This is a genomic window from Pseudoalteromonas sp. NEC-BIFX-2020_002 (genome assembly GCF_013002825.1).
Taxonomy (GTDB): domain Bacteria; phylum Pseudomonadota; class Gammaproteobacteria; order Enterobacterales; family Alteromonadaceae; genus Pseudoalteromonas; species Pseudoalteromonas neustonica.
In genome coordinates this window covers 160,669-178,453 of the sequence record NZ_JABEPJ010000001.1, presented here as the reverse complement: position 1 = coordinate 178,453, position 17,785 = coordinate 160,669, and the positions used below count along the sequence as shown (strand labels likewise).

At 37.7% G+C, this 17,785-nt stretch carries 20 protein-coding genes; 3 read left to right on the top strand and 17 right to left on the bottom strand.

What is annotated here, in order from left to right; translation table 11 throughout:
- Positions 1–20 precede the first annotated feature (20 nt).
- From HJP15_RS00785 to HJP15_RS00715, 15 genes are all read right to left on the bottom strand, one after another.
- On the bottom strand, positions 21–296 hold the full coding sequence (locus HJP15_RS00785; protein ID WP_054203773.1) for an HU family DNA-binding protein: 276 nt from the start codon (positions 294–296) through the stop codon (positions 21–23).
- A 204-nt stretch (positions 297–500) separates the two neighbouring features.
- Positions 501–1,037 carry a DUF3833 domain-containing protein gene (locus tag HJP15_RS00780; protein ID WP_170172835.1) on the bottom strand — a complete coding sequence of 179 codons (537 nt, stop codon included), beginning with the start codon at positions 1,035–1,037 and terminating at the stop codon, positions 501–503.
- Positions 1,038–1,080: 43 nt separating this feature from the next.
- Positions 1,081–1,572, bottom strand: coding sequence for a chalcone isomerase family protein (locus HJP15_RS00775; RefSeq protein ID WP_170172834.1), 492 nt, complete (start codon positions 1,570–1,572; stop codon positions 1,081–1,083).
- A 26-nt stretch (positions 1,573–1,598) separates the two neighbouring features.
- Positions 1,599–2,063, bottom strand: a complete 465-nt coding sequence (locus HJP15_RS00770) for a DUF2878 domain-containing protein (protein WP_054203894.1) — start codon at positions 2,061–2,063, stop codon at positions 1,599–1,601.
- 28 nt (positions 2,064–2,091) lie between these two features.
- Complete coding sequence (locus HJP15_RS00765; protein ID WP_170172833.1) at positions 2,092–3,354, bottom strand: SAM-dependent methyltransferase; 1,263 nt, start codon at positions 3,352–3,354, stop codon at positions 2,092–2,094.
- A gap of 29 nt (positions 3,355–3,383) precedes the next feature.
- Entirely contained in the window at positions 3,384–4,121 is a 738-nt protein-coding gene (locus HJP15_RS00760) for a DUF1365 domain-containing protein (protein ID WP_170172832.1), read from the bottom strand.
- The gene (locus HJP15_RS00755) at positions 4,114–5,370 is read right to left on the bottom strand and encodes an NAD(P)/FAD-dependent oxidoreductase (protein ID WP_054454652.1); all 1,257 of its coding nucleotides are present in this window, start codon (positions 5,368–5,370) and stop codon (positions 4,114–4,116) included. The genes HJP15_RS00760 and HJP15_RS00755 overlap by 8 nt, the downstream gene beginning before the upstream one ends.
- Entirely contained in the window at positions 5,367–6,077 is a 711-nt protein-coding gene (locus HJP15_RS00750) for an SDR family NAD(P)-dependent oxidoreductase (RefSeq protein ID WP_170172831.1), read from the bottom strand. Before HJP15_RS00750 ends, HJP15_RS00755 begins: the two co-directional genes overlap by 4 nt.
- Positions 6,074–6,505 (bottom strand): nuclear transport factor 2 family protein, encoded by a 432-nt coding sequence (locus tag HJP15_RS00745; protein WP_169327182.1) that lies wholly within the window; start codon positions 6,503–6,505, stop codon positions 6,074–6,076. The genes HJP15_RS00750 and HJP15_RS00745 overlap by 4 nt, the downstream gene beginning before the upstream one ends.
- 17 nt (positions 6,506–6,522) lie before the next feature.
- The gene (gene phrB, locus HJP15_RS00740; protein WP_054203780.1) at positions 6,523–7,914 is read right to left on the bottom strand and encodes a deoxyribodipyrimidine photo-lyase; all 1,392 of its coding nucleotides are present in this window, start codon (positions 7,912–7,914) and stop codon (positions 6,523–6,525) included.
- Complete coding sequence (locus tag HJP15_RS00735; RefSeq protein WP_054203781.1) at positions 7,914–8,867, bottom strand: YbgA family protein; 954 nt, start codon at positions 8,865–8,867, stop codon at positions 7,914–7,916. Before HJP15_RS00735 ends, phrB begins: the two co-directional genes overlap by 1 nt.
- A gap of 8 nt (positions 8,868–8,875) precedes the next feature.
- Complete coding sequence (locus HJP15_RS00730; RefSeq protein ID WP_170172830.1) at positions 8,876–9,535, bottom strand: ChrR family anti-sigma-E factor; 660 nt, start codon at positions 9,533–9,535, stop codon at positions 8,876–8,878.
- Positions 9,528–10,151, bottom strand: coding sequence for a sigma-70 family RNA polymerase sigma factor (locus HJP15_RS00725; RefSeq protein WP_054203783.1), 624 nt, complete (start codon positions 10,149–10,151; stop codon positions 9,528–9,530). Before HJP15_RS00725 ends, HJP15_RS00730 begins: the two co-directional genes overlap by 8 nt.
- Positions 10,152–10,217: 66 nt before the next feature.
- Positions 10,218–10,796, bottom strand: a complete 579-nt coding sequence (locus HJP15_RS00720; protein WP_170172829.1) for an LON peptidase substrate-binding domain-containing protein — start codon at positions 10,794–10,796, stop codon at positions 10,218–10,220.
- 206 nt (positions 10,797–11,002) lie between these two features.
- On the bottom strand, positions 11,003–11,296 hold the full coding sequence (locus tag HJP15_RS00715; RefSeq protein WP_170172828.1) for a hypothetical protein: 294 nt from the start codon (positions 11,294–11,296) through the stop codon (positions 11,003–11,005).
- A gap of 257 nt (positions 11,297–11,553) precedes the next feature.
- On the opposite strand from HJP15_RS00715, the gene trhA reads away from it, so the two are divergent.
- Positions 11,554–12,189: a PAQR family membrane homeostasis protein TrhA gene (gene trhA, locus HJP15_RS00710; protein ID WP_054203786.1), complete on the top strand. Its 636-nt coding sequence runs from the start codon at positions 11,554–11,556 to the stop codon at positions 12,187–12,189.
- A 1-nt stretch (position 12,190) separates the two neighbouring features.
- Here trhA and HJP15_RS00705 read toward each other — a convergent pair whose 3' ends face one another.
- Both HJP15_RS00705 and HJP15_RS00700 read right to left on the bottom strand, forming a co-directional pair.
- The gene (locus tag HJP15_RS00705; protein ID WP_054203787.1) at positions 12,191–12,496 is read right to left on the bottom strand and encodes an MGMT family protein; all 306 of its coding nucleotides are present in this window, start codon (positions 12,494–12,496) and stop codon (positions 12,191–12,193) included.
- A gap of 1 nt (position 12,497) precedes the next feature.
- Complete coding sequence (locus tag HJP15_RS00700; RefSeq protein ID WP_054203788.1) at positions 12,498–13,391, bottom strand: LysR family transcriptional regulator; 894 nt, start codon at positions 13,389–13,391, stop codon at positions 12,498–12,500.
- 123 nt (positions 13,392–13,514) lie between these two features.
- On the opposite strand from HJP15_RS00700, the gene HJP15_RS00695 reads away from it, so the two are divergent.
- Positions 13,515–14,600 carry an efflux RND transporter periplasmic adaptor subunit gene (locus tag HJP15_RS00695; RefSeq protein ID WP_054203789.1) on the top strand — a complete coding sequence of 362 codons (1,086 nt, stop codon included), beginning with the start codon at positions 13,515–13,517 and terminating at the stop codon, positions 14,598–14,600.
- A gap of 1 nt (position 14,601) precedes the next feature.
- Positions 14,602–17,664 (top strand): efflux RND transporter permease subunit, encoded by a 3,063-nt coding sequence (locus HJP15_RS00690; protein WP_054454661.1) that lies wholly within the window; start codon positions 14,602–14,604, stop codon positions 17,662–17,664.
- Positions 17,665–17,785: the final 121 nt, after the last annotated feature.

Sequence of the window (17,785 nt, the reverse complement as noted above, 5' to 3'; positions counted from 1 at the left end):
TTAATAAGTACTTTAACTTATTAAGGATTAACTTGGTCTTTTAGACCTTTGCCTGCTTTAAAGCTTGGGATAGTTGCCGCTGAAATTTGAATTTCTGCACCTGTTTGTGGGTTACGGCCAGTACGTGCAGCACGCTCTTTTACTGAGAAAGTACCAAAACCAACTAATGCAACAGAATCACCTTCTTTTAAAGATGTTGTTACAGCACCAGTAAACGCGTCAAGTGCACGTGTAGCCGCTGCTTTAGAGATTTCTGCATCAGTAGCGATTTTTTCAACTAATTGAGCTTTATTCATTTGTTAAATTCCTATTCGTTATTATTTTGCCTTCGCAAAACCTATCTTTATGCATTTTTTAAGTATTGGCAACAGCAAATTGCCATTTTTGTTTAAATTCTTAATAAATGGATAAAATTTGGATAATAGTCTTAAAAAATAATGCTTATATCATTAACGAATACTGAATTTAATGACTTTTTAATACTATTATAAAAAAACTATCTACTGTTCAATTTTTTCAATCACCAAAGTAACTTCACCAACCTCAATACCAAATTTATCAATAGCGGTACGGTTAATCAAACGAGAATCTGTTACCAAGTACATCCAATCGTCAAAGTTAACTTCATAACTGGTACCATCAACAGACAACTCTAAAGAATATGTCCAATGAAAAACACTTCCATTACTCGCACCTTGCGCTATCCCAATGACATCACTAGCAGTTCCTGTTAATGTATTATCATCGTTTAAAGTTATATACCAAACGCGGCGCTGTGTTTCCCCATCATCGTAAACAAAATCTTCTTCTATAACGCCCTTATTGCCATCCCAAGACGCATCCATATCAACAACTAACTTACGGGTAAGTTCGCCTTTATAATCCTGTACGACACCGTAGGCTTTCAATTTACCATTGAAAAATGTCTTAAAATTAAACTCAGGCTGGCTTTGGCTGTAATAATCTACATCGGGCGCTGCACAGCTTGTTAAAAAAACAAGCATAAATAGAATTAAACCACGGATTGTATTGTTCATATTATTTCCTATTGATAGCGTTTGTAACAAATGGTAATTGTATTTAACGACCCAGTAATTGCTTGCGCATTTTAGGCTCAGATGTGTTTTCAGATAGCCATATAGAGAGGAAGTCATCCGCAAAATTAACATCCTTGATCGAGCCTAGCTCTTTATTTTGATGATAAAAAGTGCCTACACCTGTTTCAGTCGTAATAAAAGTAAGTGTCTCGCCTTCTTTTATGTCAGGCCAGATTGCCAATAACTTATCATCATACTTTTTAACCAGTTGGTTTTTTCCTAGGTGCTGCCACTGCTCGTTGGTTGCTTTGACAATGTCTTTTGCAGCAAAATCGCGAAGGTAAGTAAGTGATAATTTAGTCGGGTGCTGAGGAAACTCGTACTGCCCTGTAGTCGTTGCCAAAGTAGCGTCATAAACATCCCAAAAAATGTACTCAAAACGAGACGTTCCGACGGTTTTAAAATCAGCCGAAACGCATTGACCAACAAAGGCTAAGCACACCGCACAGATTGTATTAACTATAAAACGGTTCATGAATACCTTTAATTTAATAGTGAAGGTTAAATTTGTGGTGAGCTTTGATTGCTGTTTTGAGCAAAGCGTTTGTTCAAATACATAATGAGATTGAACATACATGACCAAGCCACCCCGTAAACAAGCCAAAACTGCAATAATGGTACAGAAATGGTAATAACACCAAAACGAGCACCCGCCCAATAACTTGCAGGTGCGCTAATGGCACAAACCAATAAAGAAAAAAACCAAGGGAGCTTATTTAAAAACTGCATTGAGGTATTCAGAGTCAGTAATAATGCACACCACAATAATACAAGCCAAAACGGAAAAGGTGACTGTTTAAAATACAACATCCCTGATAAAACCATTAAATACTCGTATGTTAGCGCTATAACTAAGCCAAATGTGATCAGTATTAAATCTTGTTTTTTCTGTTTAGACAAATAAACCATTAGACCAATTACACAGAGTATTGGAATTATTGCTCTAGTTTCAAGGAGTAAGGCCATAAACCAAACACCTTGAAACAATGCAAAATTAATAACCGAGCGCAATGTCGTCTCTTGAATGGCTAAAGCGAGGTTTACGTGCCACTAAATGAACAGTGCTGGTTGCTCTGGTGCGAAAAGCCCCTTCACAATAGGCTAAATAGAAAAGCCAAAGACGATAAAAGCGCTGATCAAACTTAGTTTTATCAATTTCAGGCCAACTTGCGACAAAGCGAGAACGCCAATCTGCTAATGTTCTCGCGTAATGGACTCCTATGTCCTTTATGCTATGGACTACCATGTCGGACTGCTGCTTTATTTGTTTATTCATTTCATCAATACACGGTAAGCATCCACCAGGAAATATATACTGCTGTATGAAATCAGAATTTTTTAAATAGTGCTTGTAACGTTGATCGGCAATAGTTATTGCTTGAATTAGCATCGCACCAGACTCTTTCAATAATTCATTGCACTTTTTGAAAAAACTCGGTAAATATTCATGCCCTACAGCCTCGATCATCTCTATGGAAACAAGCTTGTCATATCGCCCTTCAAGTAAGCGATAGTCTTTTTTAAGCAACGTTATTTTGCCCTCTAAACCAAGCTCAGCTACTTTTTGTGCTACGTATGAGTATTGTTCATCTGAAATTGTCGTGGTTGTAACATGACAGCCATATTGCGTTACTGCATGTATTGCAAATGCTCCCCATCCGGTTCCAATTTCAACTACTTTTTCGCCTGGCTGTAAATCTATTTGCTGACAAATTAAATCGAGTTTATGTTTTTGTGCATCTTCTAAAGAAGCGCTTTTTGATGGATAAACTGCACTTGAGTACAACATTTCTGTGCTTAAAAACGATGAATAAAGCTCATTACCAAGATCGTAATGAGCAACAATATTCTTTTTTGAACCGTGCTCTGAGTTTTTGTTCTTAAAATGATTTAATCGAAAGTAAATATTACTGAAAAATGCAAATTTCTTCTCAAATGCATCGAGCTCATTTTGATTAATGGCAAATATTTCAATTAATTTGGTTAAATCATCACAATCCCAATGACCAAGGATATATGATTCACCCGCACCTACACTGCCTGATAAAGCGAAGGACTTGTACATAGCATTACTGTGAACTGTAAGCTTTACATTGAGTTCGCTTTTTTTATCACCAAAATGAGTTACATTGTTACCTTCTAACAAAATTACATGCCCGGTTTTTAGACTATTAAAGGCACCGAAGACAAGTTTTTTATATATTTTTATCAGCCAATCACTCGATTGCACAGTCTCTAAACTGGATACTTTTTCCATAACATCACCTAAATTCTTACTAATGCAGATTAGCTGCCTTTACCTGAGTGCCCAATAAATGGCACTCGTTTACAAAATAATTTAAAAGCATGGACGTATATCCCTTTGAAAATACTCCACGTCATTGCTGGAAATTGCTTTAAAAGTGCAGATACACTCTCATTGTTCAATGATTGGCGTTTTAATCTAAGCGTCGCATCAAACAATACAGTGCCATCTTTTTTGTTTTCTATATGAATCATTGCATTATCGTTCTTAAAACGCGTATTCCAATGATAGTTCATATCTAAATCCATGAAAGGTGATACGGAAAAAACCTTCTTAAAGTTCACTTTTCTTTCTATTGGTACTAAATAATAATGCCGCTCATTCCAAGGAGTATTACTTACCTCTGCGACCATATGGGTGAAATCACCGGACTTGCTTTGATAAAAGAAAAAGTTAACCGGACTAAAGTAAAGACCAAAACACCGTAACTGACCAAGCATGTATACGTTTTCAAATATATCTGAAACCCCCAACTCGGCTATTTTTTTAAATGCACGATCGGAGATAGTTTCATGTATATTTTCGTCTTGATTAAGATAATCTGCTTGATTAAACTTAAGCGCTTTAAACCCTTTAGTGCCCAACCCTTTATGTATATTATTGAGTGATTCAGGATCAATAAGGTCCACCCACATCATATAGATGGGGTGTTTAAAATAATGGGATTTAACAGCAAATCGGCGATGTTTTATATCACCAATATACACCGCGCTAGTCAAACTCAACACCAAGCTGACGCGCTACATCTACCGCACTTTTAACGCCGTCTTCATGAAATCCGTTATACCAATAAGCGCCGCAAAAATAGCTATTATTTTCGCCATCAACTAATTTTTTTTGTCGCTGGGCTGCAATTGACGCTTTATTAAATACAGGATGATAATAGGTAAATTCACGAAGTATTTTTTCTTTATCAATACCTTGCTTATGATTAAGTGTCACACAAAACTGTGTGTCACTTTTAATTCCCTGCAAAATATTCATTTGATATGTCACAACAGCAGCTTTATCTACATTATCATTGAGCAGGTAATTCCAGCTTGCCCAAGCCGCTTTACGCTTTGGCAATAGTCGCGTATCTGTATGTAATATAACTGAGTTTTCAGTGTAAGGAATAGCACCTAGCACCTTTATTTCATCATCTGTAGGCGAATCCAATAATTTAAGAGCTTGATCTGAATGGCATGCAAATACTACTTTATCAAACTCTTCACTGTGACCATCGGCAAAAGAAAGCGTTACACCTAGGTCCCTCCTTACCACTGACTTTATATCGCTATTTAACTTTATATTATCAGCAAAACCTTTTATTAATGGCGCTATGTATTCTCTGGAACCACCCGGTATTACGTACCATTGAGGGCGATTAGTAATATCAAGAAGCCCATGATTAAAAAAGAACTTTACAAAAAATTCAACGCCTACGCCGCTCATTTCTTTTATGCTGGTAGACCAAATCGCTGCGCCCATAGGCAAGATATAATGATAACGAAAAAAATCATTAAATCCGTGCTCATCTAATAAATTGCCCAGAGTTTGACCCTGCGTGTATTTATTGTCATGGTGTAGAACCTTGCATAATTTATTAAAGCGGACGATATCTGCCAGTAGCTTCCAAAAACGAGGACGAAAAATATTTCGTTTTTGAGCAAATAGGCTGGTAAACGTGTGGCCATTGTATTCAAAGCCTGTTTCTTCATTATGAACACTGAAACTCATTTCAGTCGGCTTTCGCTCTATGCCAATACGCTTTAATAGTTTTTCAAAGTAAGGATATGTACGGTCATTAAATACGATGAAACCGGTATCTATGGCGTAATTTTTACCATTAACATCAACATCTACTGTTGCAGTATGCCCACCAATATAATTATTTTTCTCAAAAACGGTGATATCGTACTGTTTATGTAACAAATGAGCACAACTTAAACCGGATACGCCGGAACCTATTATTGCTATTTTTTTCAACGTGATAATCCTTTTGCAAGCTTTAACCACAGAGGGAGTGGCAGCACGCGTAAACACTTTAAGATTAAAGTAAATCGATACGGAAAATGAATTTCCTTACGGCGTTTGCTAACGCCTTTAATAATATAATCGGCCGCTTTTTCTGCCGTCACTGCCATAGGCATCGGAAAATCGTTCTTCTGTGTAAGTGGGGTTTTAACGAATCCTGGATGAACTAGCGATACATCGACATCATTTAAATCAACAGCAAGGCTTTTTGCTAAATAACTTACTCCCGCTTTTGAAGCTCCATATGCCTCAGAGCGAGGTAGTGGTAGATAAGTAACACTTGAACTAACTATAACTAATTGTCCACCTGACTTTATTTTTGGTAATAAAGCATCAAGGCAATAACCCATTGAGAGTAGATTTGTTGTAACGACACGCGTAAATAAAGCGCTGTCGAAATTTCGAGCATCATTAATATATTCACAATTTCCGGCATTTAATATGACACGGTCAAACTGTTCGTAATGAGCTGTTGTCTGTTTCACTGCATCAACATCGGTAGCATCAAATTTACATGCCTCAATGTTGTTATAACCTGACAATTGAGCTAATTTTTCCTCATTGCGACCACAAGCAATAACGCGATCACCTAGAGCAGCATATTGCTTTGCAAGCTCCTCACCAATACCAGAAGTCGCACCTGTAATGAGTGTAATCATGATTGTGTCGCTCGCTTATTGATAAGTTTAATAACAGGGCCTATTAATGGGATTTGTTGGTACAATAGCTCACCTACATCAAAGTAATCTCGGTGCAATTTTATTTTGTTCCCATCGAAAACCAGATGACTATGACCCTGAACAGCGATTTCTTTGTGCGATGCTAATTTAGGGTGACGATAGTACATAGTCCAATATAAAAAAGCGTTATCATCTACGCTATGAAAGCTTGAAATATCAAACCGACATTCAGTTACATTACTGTATAAATCGGCGAAGTAACTGTGAAGATCATCCAAACCATTAACAGTATGCAATGGGTCTGAAAAACAGATTGATGGATGATAAATATCGTCAAGTAAATGTAGGCTATCTTTACTTAGCTGTTGATAAATATTGACAAAATTCTCAATTTTTTGTTCGCGCATTTTATACCTTAAAACAATTATACCTTGAAAGCGTTTAAAGCCCTTTCACGTGCGGCTTTGTGATCAACAACAGCTGGCCAATATACCTCTTTCTTATTCATCTTCGCTAAATATTCATGCGGAAAATGAATCTGTTTATCCGGCACATTTTCCAGTTCAGGTATATACTTACGAATAAATTCCCCCTTTGGATCAAACCTTTCGCTTTGAGTAATTGGGTTAAAGATCCGAAAGTATGGTTGCGCATCACACCCTGTACTCGCTGCCCATTGCCAACCACCATTATTAGATGCTAGATCGCCATCTATTAGGTGTGTCATGAAAAAGCGCTCACCCTTTCGCCAATCAATTAAAAGGTGTTTAGTTAAAAAGCTCGCAACAACCATTCGCAAACGATTATGCATCCAGCCTGTTTCTAATAACTGGCGCATTGCAGCATCGACAAGCGGATAGCCAGTTCGCCCTTCACACCACGCTGTAAAATCGTTATCGTCTGCTCGCCACTTAACTGCATCGTACTTTTCATTAAAGTTTTTATATTTATTTAAATCTGGAAAAGCAACAATCAAATGGCGATAAAACTCTCGCCATACCAACTCATTAACCCAAGTGAATAAGTTACTTTTTGCACTAGTCAATACATCTACATGTTGTTGTTGAACAAGCGCGACAAGTTGATGAACGCTTACAATACCCAGTGCCAAATATGGACTGATCCCCGATGTTCCTTTTATGCTAGGAAAATCACGAGTGTCTTTGTAACTAACCAATTTTTTATCAATAAAACGCGCAATAACACCACTGAGGGAGGCATCATCAACAGGCCATTTTTCAGAGCTATTGTCACTTTCGAGTGATGCTGGTGGTTGCCAAATTATTTCTGCAAAGCACTGGGGAAATTGACGAAAATGAAAATGTGTATCTTGATGTAGTTTCAGCCATGTATTTTTGAAAGGTGTAAAAACTTTATACATTTCACCTGTTTTAGTTACAACTGTACCAGGTGGGGCAATTACGTCGCCATCGTAAAAAGTGCATTTTATCTGATGCTTGTCTGCCCTTGAAATAAAGTCGGCGTCTCGCTGCTGCTCATTATATTCATATTCTTTATTAGCAAAAACTTGTGTGATGTTATGAGCCGAGCAAAAACCATCTAAAAGTAAAACACATTCGTTGTAAGTTCCTGCATCAATTACATGTAATTTGATGCCATGTTTAGCCAACAAATCACCTAGAAATACAACTCTACGTTTTATCAAATCTATTTGGATAGGTGCAACATTATGCTGGCGCCATTGCGTGGGGGTAATAAAAAAAATGGCATTTTTACAACCACTTTCAATCGCATCGTATAATGCTAGATTATTAAAAAGGCGCAAATCGCGCCTAAACCAAAAAACTGTCTTCATTAGATACCGTATCTCAGCTTTAAATCATGAGGATAAGGATTGAAATAAACTTGCTTATCAAGATACTCATTAGGGTGAACTTTTAAATGGTGCTTTACTAATGTTAAAGGCACATATAAAGGCACGAGTCCTTCTCTGTATTCATCAATCGCATCTCTAAGTTCTTGTTTTTCAACTTTACAAAGTACCTTTTTAAAATAGCCTTGCAAATGCATAAGAGTATTACTGTTATTTTTGCGTGATGCAGGCCTCTTTAATGCAGCCATTAGCCCCGAAATATAGGAATCTGCAAGTGATTCACTATCTGCACCATCAAAAGTACCAAGTAAGTTACCTAAGTCTTTATAAGCTTGGTAATTATGAGCCATTAGTAAGTACTTGTATTGGGAGTGGAACTGAGTTAAACGATGTACACTTACTGGCTGCTCTCGTAAAATTTGCCAATTTTTGTAAGTATAAACTCGCATTACGAAGTTTTCCCGTAAGTGCATATCATTTAACCTGCCGTTTTCTTCACAAGGAAGCAGCGGGTTATGCAACATAATTTGTTCAGCAAAAAAGCCGACGCCTTCAGATGTATTGCCGGTACCAGCCTCATTGTAAATTTTAATCCGTTCCATACCGCAGCTCGGACTTTTCGCACAAAAAACAAACCCACTCAATTGACTAGCCTGCTCTGTTGCAATTCTTTTACCATATTCGGTTAACTTAGGCCCAACATCTCCTGTGCCATCTGGGCGACATACTTTTATTGTGTCACCAACTCGAACTTGCCTGATTGTAGGCCTAGGTATGGGAAGCCCTACAGCTACCTCAGGGCAAAAACGAGTATATTCAACGTGTTTAGATAACTCGTCCATACAAAAATTTGATTTTTTATGTCCGCTATCAAAGCGGACTTTTTCACCAGCAAGACAGGCGCTTATTCCTATCTTAATTGTCGATTGCTGCATGTATTTCCTCAATAGATCAAGTTGCCGATTGGATTAAGTAGTTTACTCAAACCTTTATTAAAGTGTAGAGCACTACTGACAACTGTGTAACATAAACAGCCATTTTCTGTTACCGGTGTATGCTGATGCTGACCATCTAGAAACATAAAATCTCCTGCAACATAATCTCCTGATTCATCACTAAATTCACCGGCAAGCAATAAAGTTAATTCAAAGCCTGTGTGAGTATGCTCTGGTATTTCGCCACCAGCAGCAATATGAAGTAAACTTGATCTAAGGGCGCCATCGTCTAACGCTATACGTGATCTAGAAAGTTTGCCCATTTGCATAAACTTACTATGAGCAATTCGAGACAACGCACGTGGTAGCTCATATGATTGTTCATTTACAGAAACTTCCTGCTTTTTAACTTCATACACTTCATCAATGCCATCATCTAGCATGATAGATTCTAATAGCCCTGCATCTTCTAAATCTATTTGTTCGGAAAAATCTTCTTGGTTGTTAATAAATACTTCGCTCGCATTACTCGCTTCAATAGCTTCAACCTTGTCTCTACAACAAGAGCACATATCAATATGGATAGACACTGCAACACTTAAACTAGCAGGTAATGTTCCGTTACAATACTGAGTTAATAAAGCATCAGTTGGATGGTGTTTAATCATTTTTATCTCCCATCTCATTTCGTAACTTTTGTAAAGCTAAACGCAAACGAGATTTAACTGTTCCAACTGGAATGTTCAGTTGCTCTGCAAGTTGCTCTTGTGACATATCCTGAAAATAAACGCCACGTACAACATCTCTTTGGGCTTGTGGCAATTTATCAAGATAACCCTTTATCTGCTTATCTTCGAGGTGATCACTAAACTCATGGGCATCATTTTCATTTTGCTCAACTAAAGGCCAAATATCTTCACTGATATTATCCTCTTTGTTACTTTTCATTTTACGAAGCATATCAAAGGAGGCATTTCGCATAACAGTGTAAATCCACGTTGTCGCAGCGCCCTTATCGTTGTTATATAAGTGAGCTTTTCGCCATACTGAAGTGAGTGTTTCCTGTACAAGCTCCATAGCTTGTGCTTCAGAATTAAACTGTTTTATACCGAAACGTTTAATTTTTGGTGAAAAATACGCGAATAAATAAGAAAATGCTTTTTTGTCTCTTTTAGTAGCAACGGCGAATAGAGCATCAGCAAGTTCTTTGCTTGGTGTATCTGGCATGGCAGTGTAGTTACCTGTTCTAGGTTTACAACGTATTGACGGTTGTTGACTCACCATTTTTATATTCCCCTTAATGTTCTTATTCTTCAATACGCATCTGAAGAACATATGGATCATATATATTTAGGTAAATTCGTTATTAATGACAGTATGTAGGAAAGTGTGGATATTCGCAAAGTCAGATTTATACGCAAGCTGTTGTTTTTTATCTATTGAAATAGGAAGAAGTTCAAGCCATCGTGCAATCACCCAATTAAAGTTATCAAATTGGGTTTCTCGGTACAAATTACGCAGTTGCTTATTATCTGCAAATAAATCTTTTAGTGCGCTCACCAAACATGTATCACTGCGTTCAATAGTGTGGGGCTCTGTGAACCAATTTGGCTCTTTCGTCTTCGATGTTTGACCATAGCGTAGTTTATTTTTATCTTGAATCACATCTGTTATCTCAACAGCATACATCGCCGCCACGTCAATAACTAAAACCCCTCCTTCATCTAAGGTAAAATCGACGATCTCAACCAAGCAACCCCGGGTAGGTGTATTTAGGTAACAATCAATATCATATTGGCATAATACAAAACCACTCCCACTTTTGAGCGACTCTTTGACCATGTCAAGGTAACGCTGTTCAAAAATGCGTAATCGTGTATACCCATGTGGTAATAAAAAAACAGGTAATGGGAAGATTGCACGTTTCATAAGGCCTACTACATCAATTAACTATGCATTACTCTACGTGCCTTGCAATAAATAAGATCAATTCACCTACTGTTGTTATACCTATTTAACAGATATTAAACCACTGCCCCACATTACGGATAAGCTCAAACGATGCATATACACCTAATAAACTGAAAACAGGTGCTAACATTAAGGCTAATAATCCTAGTTCACTGCTCATTAGATTACCCTTCATTTGATTGAGATTGAACAGCTGCCAACTCAGTTTTTACTATTTTTTCTAGATCTGAACCCTGAGTACGGCTTGTGTTTTCTACAACTTCAGTCATCAATAACTGCGAATTAATTGATAGGCTTTGTTTCAGTGAGTTACTTAATTCTTTATTCATCGTCTTTATATAGCTTGCTATATTTTGTGTTAATACTTGTGTAATCTCAAACTCACCTTCATTTGCACTTGCATGTGTAGAACCGACAATTAAAAGTGCTGCGACTGCTGATTTAATAATGCTTTTCATAATGGTATTCCCTGTTGTGTTATTAAGTTAGTCGCTATTACTTAATCAAAGGTTGTGCCAACTAGAAAATAAAAAATAAACCACTGATTTAAAAAGAAATAAATAAATTAAAATTCATACACCATTCATTGCATGATATTTTTAACCAATCATTTTAGTCAAAAAAACCAAAAAGTAGTGCATTAATTTAGATTGCCAAACTCAGCGTACACTTGTACACTGAAACTCGTTTTTGATTATTATTTTTAGAGCTTTATATGTCGATTGATCATGCTTATTCCCCAAAGGAAGAGCAACTTAATACCGTGTCTCACGGGGCTGGCGTTCTATTTTCAATTTATGTGTTGTGGGAGTTGCTTTCAAAAGCACAAAACTATGCAGAAATAATAAGTGCGGGGATCTACGGCACAAGTTTATTTCTACTTTTTTTATCATCAACTTTATATCACGCAAGTACAAGGAGTGAAGTTCGCGCATTTTATAAAAAATGTGACCACTGCGCTATTTACATTCTCATTGCAGGAACCTATACCCCATTTTTAGTGCTATCACTACAAGGTATATGGTCGGTTGCCACCCTATTATTTATTTGGTCTTTAGCACTTGGCGGAGTCGTTTATAAACTAGTAGTCAAAAACCAAAGTAAAAAAGTTTCACTATCAACATACTTATTAATGGGTTGGTTTGCAGTCGCAATCATCTACCCTATGTACTTAAATGTAGACGTTAATGCATTATGGTGGTTACTTGCAGGTGGCATATTCTATAGCTTAGGAACATTCTTTTACAGCGCAAAACACCGACAATTTAGCCATGCTGTTTGGCATATTTTTGTGATTGCAGGCTGCGTTTGTCACTATATTTCAATAAGTAGATATTTATTAACGCGCTAATTTAAAGCCAGCGGTAAATTCGCATATTTACACGGTTATTTTTAAACGTCACTCCCTCACAGATGAGCAATTGGTGTTGTGTTATATACTGTGAAGAGCCTTCAGGGAAAGAAATTTTACCCTGACTATTGATAACACGATGCCATGGAATGGTAGAATCTTTTGGCATCAGTTTTAATAAACGCCCTACTAACCGTGCGTTGCTAGGCAACCCAGCCATTGCAGCAACTTGACCATAGCTGGCTACTTTCCCTAATGGAATATTAGCCATCACAGTATAAATCTTTTCTTCTTTGCTTAACTCCATATCATTTTCCTAAATATTCTTTACTTAAGCGTTTAAAATCACGCCATATAGCCCTTGCAACAGGTCCATGATGCGTTGAGTTTTGTCTAAAAACACGAATTTGAGCACTAAAAGTGTGCTCTCGATCGATTATGTTTATTTGCTGTAATGCACCACTATCTAACTCATTTTGACAATGAGCAAGGCTTATTATTGCCCAACCTGCGCCTGATAATAAAAATGACTTTAATGTCGAAACGTCATCTATTTTCATCATCGCAGACCCTTTCGAATAAGATAGACGTTCACTATCAAAACTCATATCACTTTCAAACATGGCTAAACATGGGTACTGCTGTAATTGTTCATAGTCAACTTTATTTGGTAACAACCCATTAGCACTAACAATGCCTATGTCTAACTTCCCAATAGGTAGACTCTCTAAATCTCCTGTTGCATGAAATAAATCAAACCAAGGACCAATCCCCAAATCCACTTGTGCCTTATTTACTTGCTCTAAAGACGCAAACCGCTTACCGCTTGTTACACTAAACTCCGTGCTTGTATACTTTACAAACGCATCACAAATAATATCGTTATAAAACGGTTGATGGCATAGTTGCTCATAGCAAATTTTGTAATTTGCTTCATTCCCTAGTGCCAATTCGTTGGCTAATTGCATTAAATGAGACTCAGCACCTAATAATAGTGCTGCTTCTCGATGAAAAATACGCCCTTTTTCGGTCAATTGGAGACGATAATAGTTACGGTCAAGTAATTCAAAACCCACTTCATTTTCAAGCTTTTTTACTGCAAGTGTCAAAGCGGGTTGGGATTTATGCAGCGCAAGTGCAGCCTGCGATAAACTTTGAGTGCGCACTATCGCATCGAGCATTTTTAATTGGACTAGGTTCATAATAACTTCAACCAAAACATCATTATTTTTATTTATGATCTTTTTAAAATTTAATAATTTTTATTTTATATGTTTGCGGCGTATGCTGCACGTAATATATTGTTTTATGACACGGAGAAGATAATGAAACTGGTGCCTGCCTTTTTACTCTCAGCATTAATGCTCACTTTAATTGCCTGCAAAGAAGATCCAATTCAAGTCGATCAGCAAGCTACAATTCGACCCGTTAAGCTTTTTAAGGTTGGTAGTGACTCTGACGAAACGATTCGAAGTTTTCCTGCTGAAGTTGTGGCTAATCAAGGGTCATATTTAGCATTTAGAGTAAATGGTGAGTTACTTAAGTTTCCAGTTCTGGCTGGACAGCATGTTGAAAAAGATCAATTACTAGCTAAATTAGATCCTGAAGATTTTCAGTTGCAATACGAAGAACGTAAAGCACGCTACGAATTAGCACACTCTCAACTTGACCGCATAAAAAAATTATTTGATAAATCAATTACCAGTCAATCTGAACTTGATCAGGCACTTGCTAATAAGCAGGTGGCGGAATCTGCATTAAAAATAGCTCAAACAAATTTAGATAATAGTGAATTACGTGCGCCATTTAGCGGCACTGTGGCAAAAGTATTTGTTAAAAACTTTGAAAATATCCAAGCGAAACAAAATATTTTACGCCTTGAGACTCGCGATCTCATGGACGTCGTTATTCAAGTACCTGAAAAACTCATTGCACGTATAGATAAAGACGCAAACTATCAGCCTAGTGTGGTATTTGATGGTTTTCAAAATAAATCATACACACTCACAATCAAAGAATTTGATACGCAGGCAGACCCTATTACACTGTCATATAAAGTGGTTTTTTCTTTACCTGTGCCAAAAGACTTCAATTTACTCGCGGGCATGACTGGTCGTGTTGATATTGATTTAAGTAAAATCACTCACTCTCAATCACAGTATGCATTATTGCCTGTTGAAGCCGTATTTTCAGAACCAACGGAGTCTTCAAACAACAATAGTTACGTATGGGTTTACGACGCTGTTAGCGAAAAAGTAACTAAACAAGCTGTAGAAGTTGGTCAACTCCATAAAAGCGGAATAGAGGTTCTTTCTGGTGTTACAAAAGATCAACAGGTTGTTGCAGCGGGTGTGCATTATTTAAAAGAAGGTATGCAAGTTCGTCCTTGGCAAAAAGAGCGAGGCTTATAATATGAGTATTGCTGAACTTACCATAAAAAGAAAAGTAATTAGCTGGATGTTCGCACTGCTACTTTTAATTGGCGGAGCAGTCTCTTATTTAGGCTTAGGGCAATTAGAAGATCCTGAATTTACACTAAAAAAAGCGATGGTTATTACTCTGTATCCCGGTGCATCACCGCAACAAGTTGAAGAAGAAGTTACATTTCCTATTGAAAACGCCATCCAACAATTACCTTACGTAGATTATGTGACTAGTATTTCCTCCCCTGGTAAATCACAAATTACGGTTGAGATGAAAAGTACTTACCGCAAACAAGACCTGCGACAAATATGGGATGAATTACGCCGTAAAATAAACGATCAAGCCTCCGCTTTACCAAGTGGTGTATACCCAAGTACCGTAATGGATGATTTTGGTGATGTCTATGGCGTTATGTATGCTGTTACGGGCGATGGTTACTCTTATGATGAGCTAAAAAATTATGTTGATTACTTAAAGCGTGAACTCGTTCTCGTTGATGGTGTAAGTAAAGTTACTGTTGCTGGTGAACAACAAGCGCAAGTAATGGTTGAAATTTCAACTCGAAAACTCGCTCAGTTAGGTATAGCACCAAATAGAATTTATCAATTATTACAATCACAAAATACTGTATCTAATGCAGGAAAAGTCCGCGTTGGTGACGAATCAATTCGCTTGCACCCAACAGGTGAATTTAAAGACGTTAAAGAACTTGAGAGTTTACTTATTTCAAAACCAGGTGCTAGCGAGCTAATTTATTTAGGTGACGTAGCGAAGGTTTATAGAGAGTACGCTGAACTTCCTAACAATATTATGCGCTTTAACCAACAGCAAACGTTACTGGTTGGCGTATCTTTCAGTACTGGTGTTAATGTTGTCGATATTGGTAAGAATATAAAAGCCCATTTAGCATCAATGGAGTATCAACGCCCCCATGGCATGGAAATTAACACCGTATATAACCAGCCCGTGGAAGTCGAAAAGTCAGTTGATGGCTTCATTATCAGCTTATTAGAAGCTATTGGTATTGTTATCGTTGTACTTTTAGTTTTTATGGGAATTAAAAGTGGTGTGTTAATTGGCGCTATTTTATTATTAACGGTTCTGGGTACTTTCATCTTTATGAAACTATTTGCAATCGACTTACAGCGAATTTCTTTAGGTGCACTTATCATTGCGCTTGGCATGCTCGTTGATAATGCAATCGTTGTGACCGAAGGCATTTTGATAAACCTAAAGCGTGGTCAAACAAAAATTAAAGCGGCAGTAAACATTGTAGAGCAAACGAAGTGGCCACTGCTCGGTGCCACGGTTATTGCCATCACTGCATTTGCTCCTATTGGGTTAAGCGCTGATGCCAGTGGGGAGTTTGCTGGAAGCCTTTTTTGGGTGTTGTTAATTTCACTATTACTTAGCTGGATAACCGCCATAACGTTAACCCCTTTTTACGCTGACTTAATGTTTAAGCAGTCTGAAGTTAAAGAAGATAGCCACGATGATGACCCTTATCAAGGAGTGATCTTTAACCTATATAAAAGCTTACTAAGTAACTCGATGCGATTTCGTAAAACAACATTACTCCTTATGGTCGTGCTGTTAATGAGCGCTATATTTGGGTTTAAGTTTATTAAGCAATCATTCTTTCCAGCTTCAAATACGCCTATGTTTTATGTTGATTACTGGCATGCTCAAGGTGCTGACATTCATACTACATTAGATGGTGTAGCAAAACTTGAAGCCTTTTTACAAAAAGATCCCCTCGTTGAAGATGTAACAACGACCATCGGCCAAGGTGCTCCGCGCTTTATGCTTACTTACGCACCTGAAAAGTCATATCCCGCATACGGACAATTGATTATTCGCGTAAAAGATAGAGAAGCCGTCGCTACCATGATCAAAAAAGTACGTGATTATGAATACAATAATGTTCTCGATGCTAAATTAAAAGTAAAGCGCATGGAAATTGGCCCTTCAACAGATGCAAAAATTGAAGCTCGTTTTTCAGGGGCCGATCCTGTCATATTACGCCAATTAGCAAAACAAGCTAAAGACATATTAAGTAGTGACGCAGGTTCATTTAATGTACGTGATGATTGGCGTGAACGCTCTAAATTAATCCGCCCTCAATTAAACGAGCAAAAAGCACGTCGTTTAGGCATCGGAAAAACAGATTTAGATCAATTACTGTTAACCAGCTTATCCGGTAAAAAGGTAGGTGTATACAAAGACGGTACGCAACTATTGCCTATTATTGCCCGCTCACCTGCTGAAGAACGGCTCAATGTTGAAAGCTTACGTGACTTACAAATCTACAGCCCTGTTTTAGGTGTATTTGTTCCGGTTACTCAAGTAGTCGATGATTTTATTGTTGAGTGGGAAGATAGTTTAATAATGCGCCGTGACCGAAAGCGTACAATCACTGTTATGGCCGATCATGACGTTATTGGCGACGAGACCCCCGCTAAACTATTCGCCCGGGTTCGTGCTGATATAGAAGCAATTACATTACCCCATGGTTACGAGTTACAATGGGGTGGAGAGTTTGAGTCATCCAGCAAAGCGCAAAAAGCAATATTTGGCTCGCTGCCACTGGGTTATTTAGCTATGTTTGCAGTGACTGTATTACTATTTAACTCGGTTAAACAGCCTCTCGTTATTTGGGCAACGGTGCCGCTGGCAATTATTGGTGTAAGCGCGGGGCTATTATTAATGAACGCCGCATTTAGTTTTATGGCTTTATTAGGCTTATTAAGCTTAAGCGGGATGTTAATAAAAAATGGCATTGTATTAGTTGATCAAATCAACCTTGAGCTAGCCAGTGGAAAAGACCCATACCAAGCGGTGTTTGACTCTGGGGTAAGCCGTGTCCGCCCTGTTGCAATGGCTGCAATTACAACTATTTTAGGTATGATCCCTTTACTGTTTGACGTATTTTTTCAATCTATGGCCGTCACAATCATGTTCGGATTAGGATTTGCAACTGTACTCACACTCATTGTCGTACCCGTACTTTATACTCTACTGTTTAAAATCGAAGTACCTAAAAACGCATAATAAGCTCTGCCCAAAGGGTTCTTCCTAGGGGGGATTAACTCTTTGTTACCTACACGGATGTCGGTAAGGGGGTAAGCAGGACGCGGAAGCTTTGCTCGGTTTTTACTTATTCTCACATGGA

Excerpts from the sequence above, each read along its gene's own strand:
- HJP15_RS00785 (WP_054203773.1), bottom strand. The coding sequence starts at position 296 with ATGAATAAAGCTCAATTAGTTGAAAAAATCGCTACTGATGCAGAAATC.
- HJP15_RS00780 (WP_170172835.1), bottom strand. The coding sequence starts at position 1,037 with ATGAACAATACAATCCGTGGTTTAATTCTATTTATGCTTGTTTTTTTA.
- HJP15_RS00775 (WP_170172834.1), bottom strand. The coding sequence starts at position 1,572 with ATGAACCGTTTTATAGTTAATACAATCTGTGCGGTGTGCTTAGCCTTT.
- HJP15_RS00770 (WP_054203894.1), bottom strand. The coding sequence starts at position 2,063 with ATGGCCTTACTCCTTGAAACTAGAGCAATAATTCCAATACTCTGTGTA.
- HJP15_RS00765 (WP_170172833.1), bottom strand. The coding sequence starts at position 3,354 with ATGGAAAAAGTATCCAGTTTAGAGACTGTGCAATCGAGTGATTGGCTG.
- HJP15_RS00750 (WP_170172831.1), bottom strand. The coding sequence starts at position 6,077 with ATGATTACACTCATTACAGGTGCGACTTCTGGTATTGGTGAGGAGCTT.
- HJP15_RS00745 (WP_169327182.1), bottom strand. The coding sequence starts at position 6,505 with ATGCGCGAACAAAAAATTGAGAATTTTGTCAATATTTATCAACAGCTA.
- phrB (WP_054203780.1), bottom strand. The coding sequence starts at position 7,914 with ATGAAGACAGTTTTTTGGTTTAGGCGCGATTTGCGCCTTTTTAATAAT.
- HJP15_RS00735 (WP_054203781.1), bottom strand. The coding sequence starts at position 8,867 with ATGCAGCAATCGACAATTAAGATAGGAATAAGCGCCTGTCTTGCTGGT.
- HJP15_RS00730 (WP_170172830.1), bottom strand. The coding sequence starts at position 9,535 with ATGATTAAACACCATCCAACTGATGCTTTATTAACTCAGTATTGTAAC.
- HJP15_RS00725 (WP_054203783.1), bottom strand. The coding sequence starts at position 10,151 with ATGGTGAGTCAACAACCGTCAATACGTTGTAAACCTAGAACAGGTAAC.
- HJP15_RS00720 (WP_170172829.1), bottom strand. The coding sequence starts at position 10,796 with ATGAAACGTGCAATCTTCCCATTACCTGTTTTTTTATTACCACATGGG.
- HJP15_RS00715 (WP_170172828.1), bottom strand. The coding sequence starts at position 11,296 with ATGAAAAGCATTATTAAATCAGCAGTCGCAGCACTTTTAATTGTCGGT.
- trhA (WP_054203786.1), top strand. The coding sequence starts at position 11,554 with ATGTCGATTGATCATGCTTATTCCCCAAAGGAAGAGCAACTTAATACC.
- HJP15_RS00705 (WP_054203787.1), bottom strand. The coding sequence starts at position 12,496 with ATGGAGTTAAGCAAAGAAGAAAAGATTTATACTGTGATGGCTAATATT.
- HJP15_RS00700 (WP_054203788.1), bottom strand. The coding sequence starts at position 13,391 with ATGAACCTAGTCCAATTAAAAATGCTCGATGCGATAGTGCGCACTCAA.
- HJP15_RS00695 (WP_054203789.1), top strand. The coding sequence starts at position 13,515 with ATGAAACTGGTGCCTGCCTTTTTACTCTCAGCATTAATGCTCACTTTA.
- HJP15_RS00690 (WP_054454661.1), top strand. The coding sequence starts at position 14,602 with ATGAGTATTGCTGAACTTACCATAAAAAGAAAAGTAATTAGCTGGATG.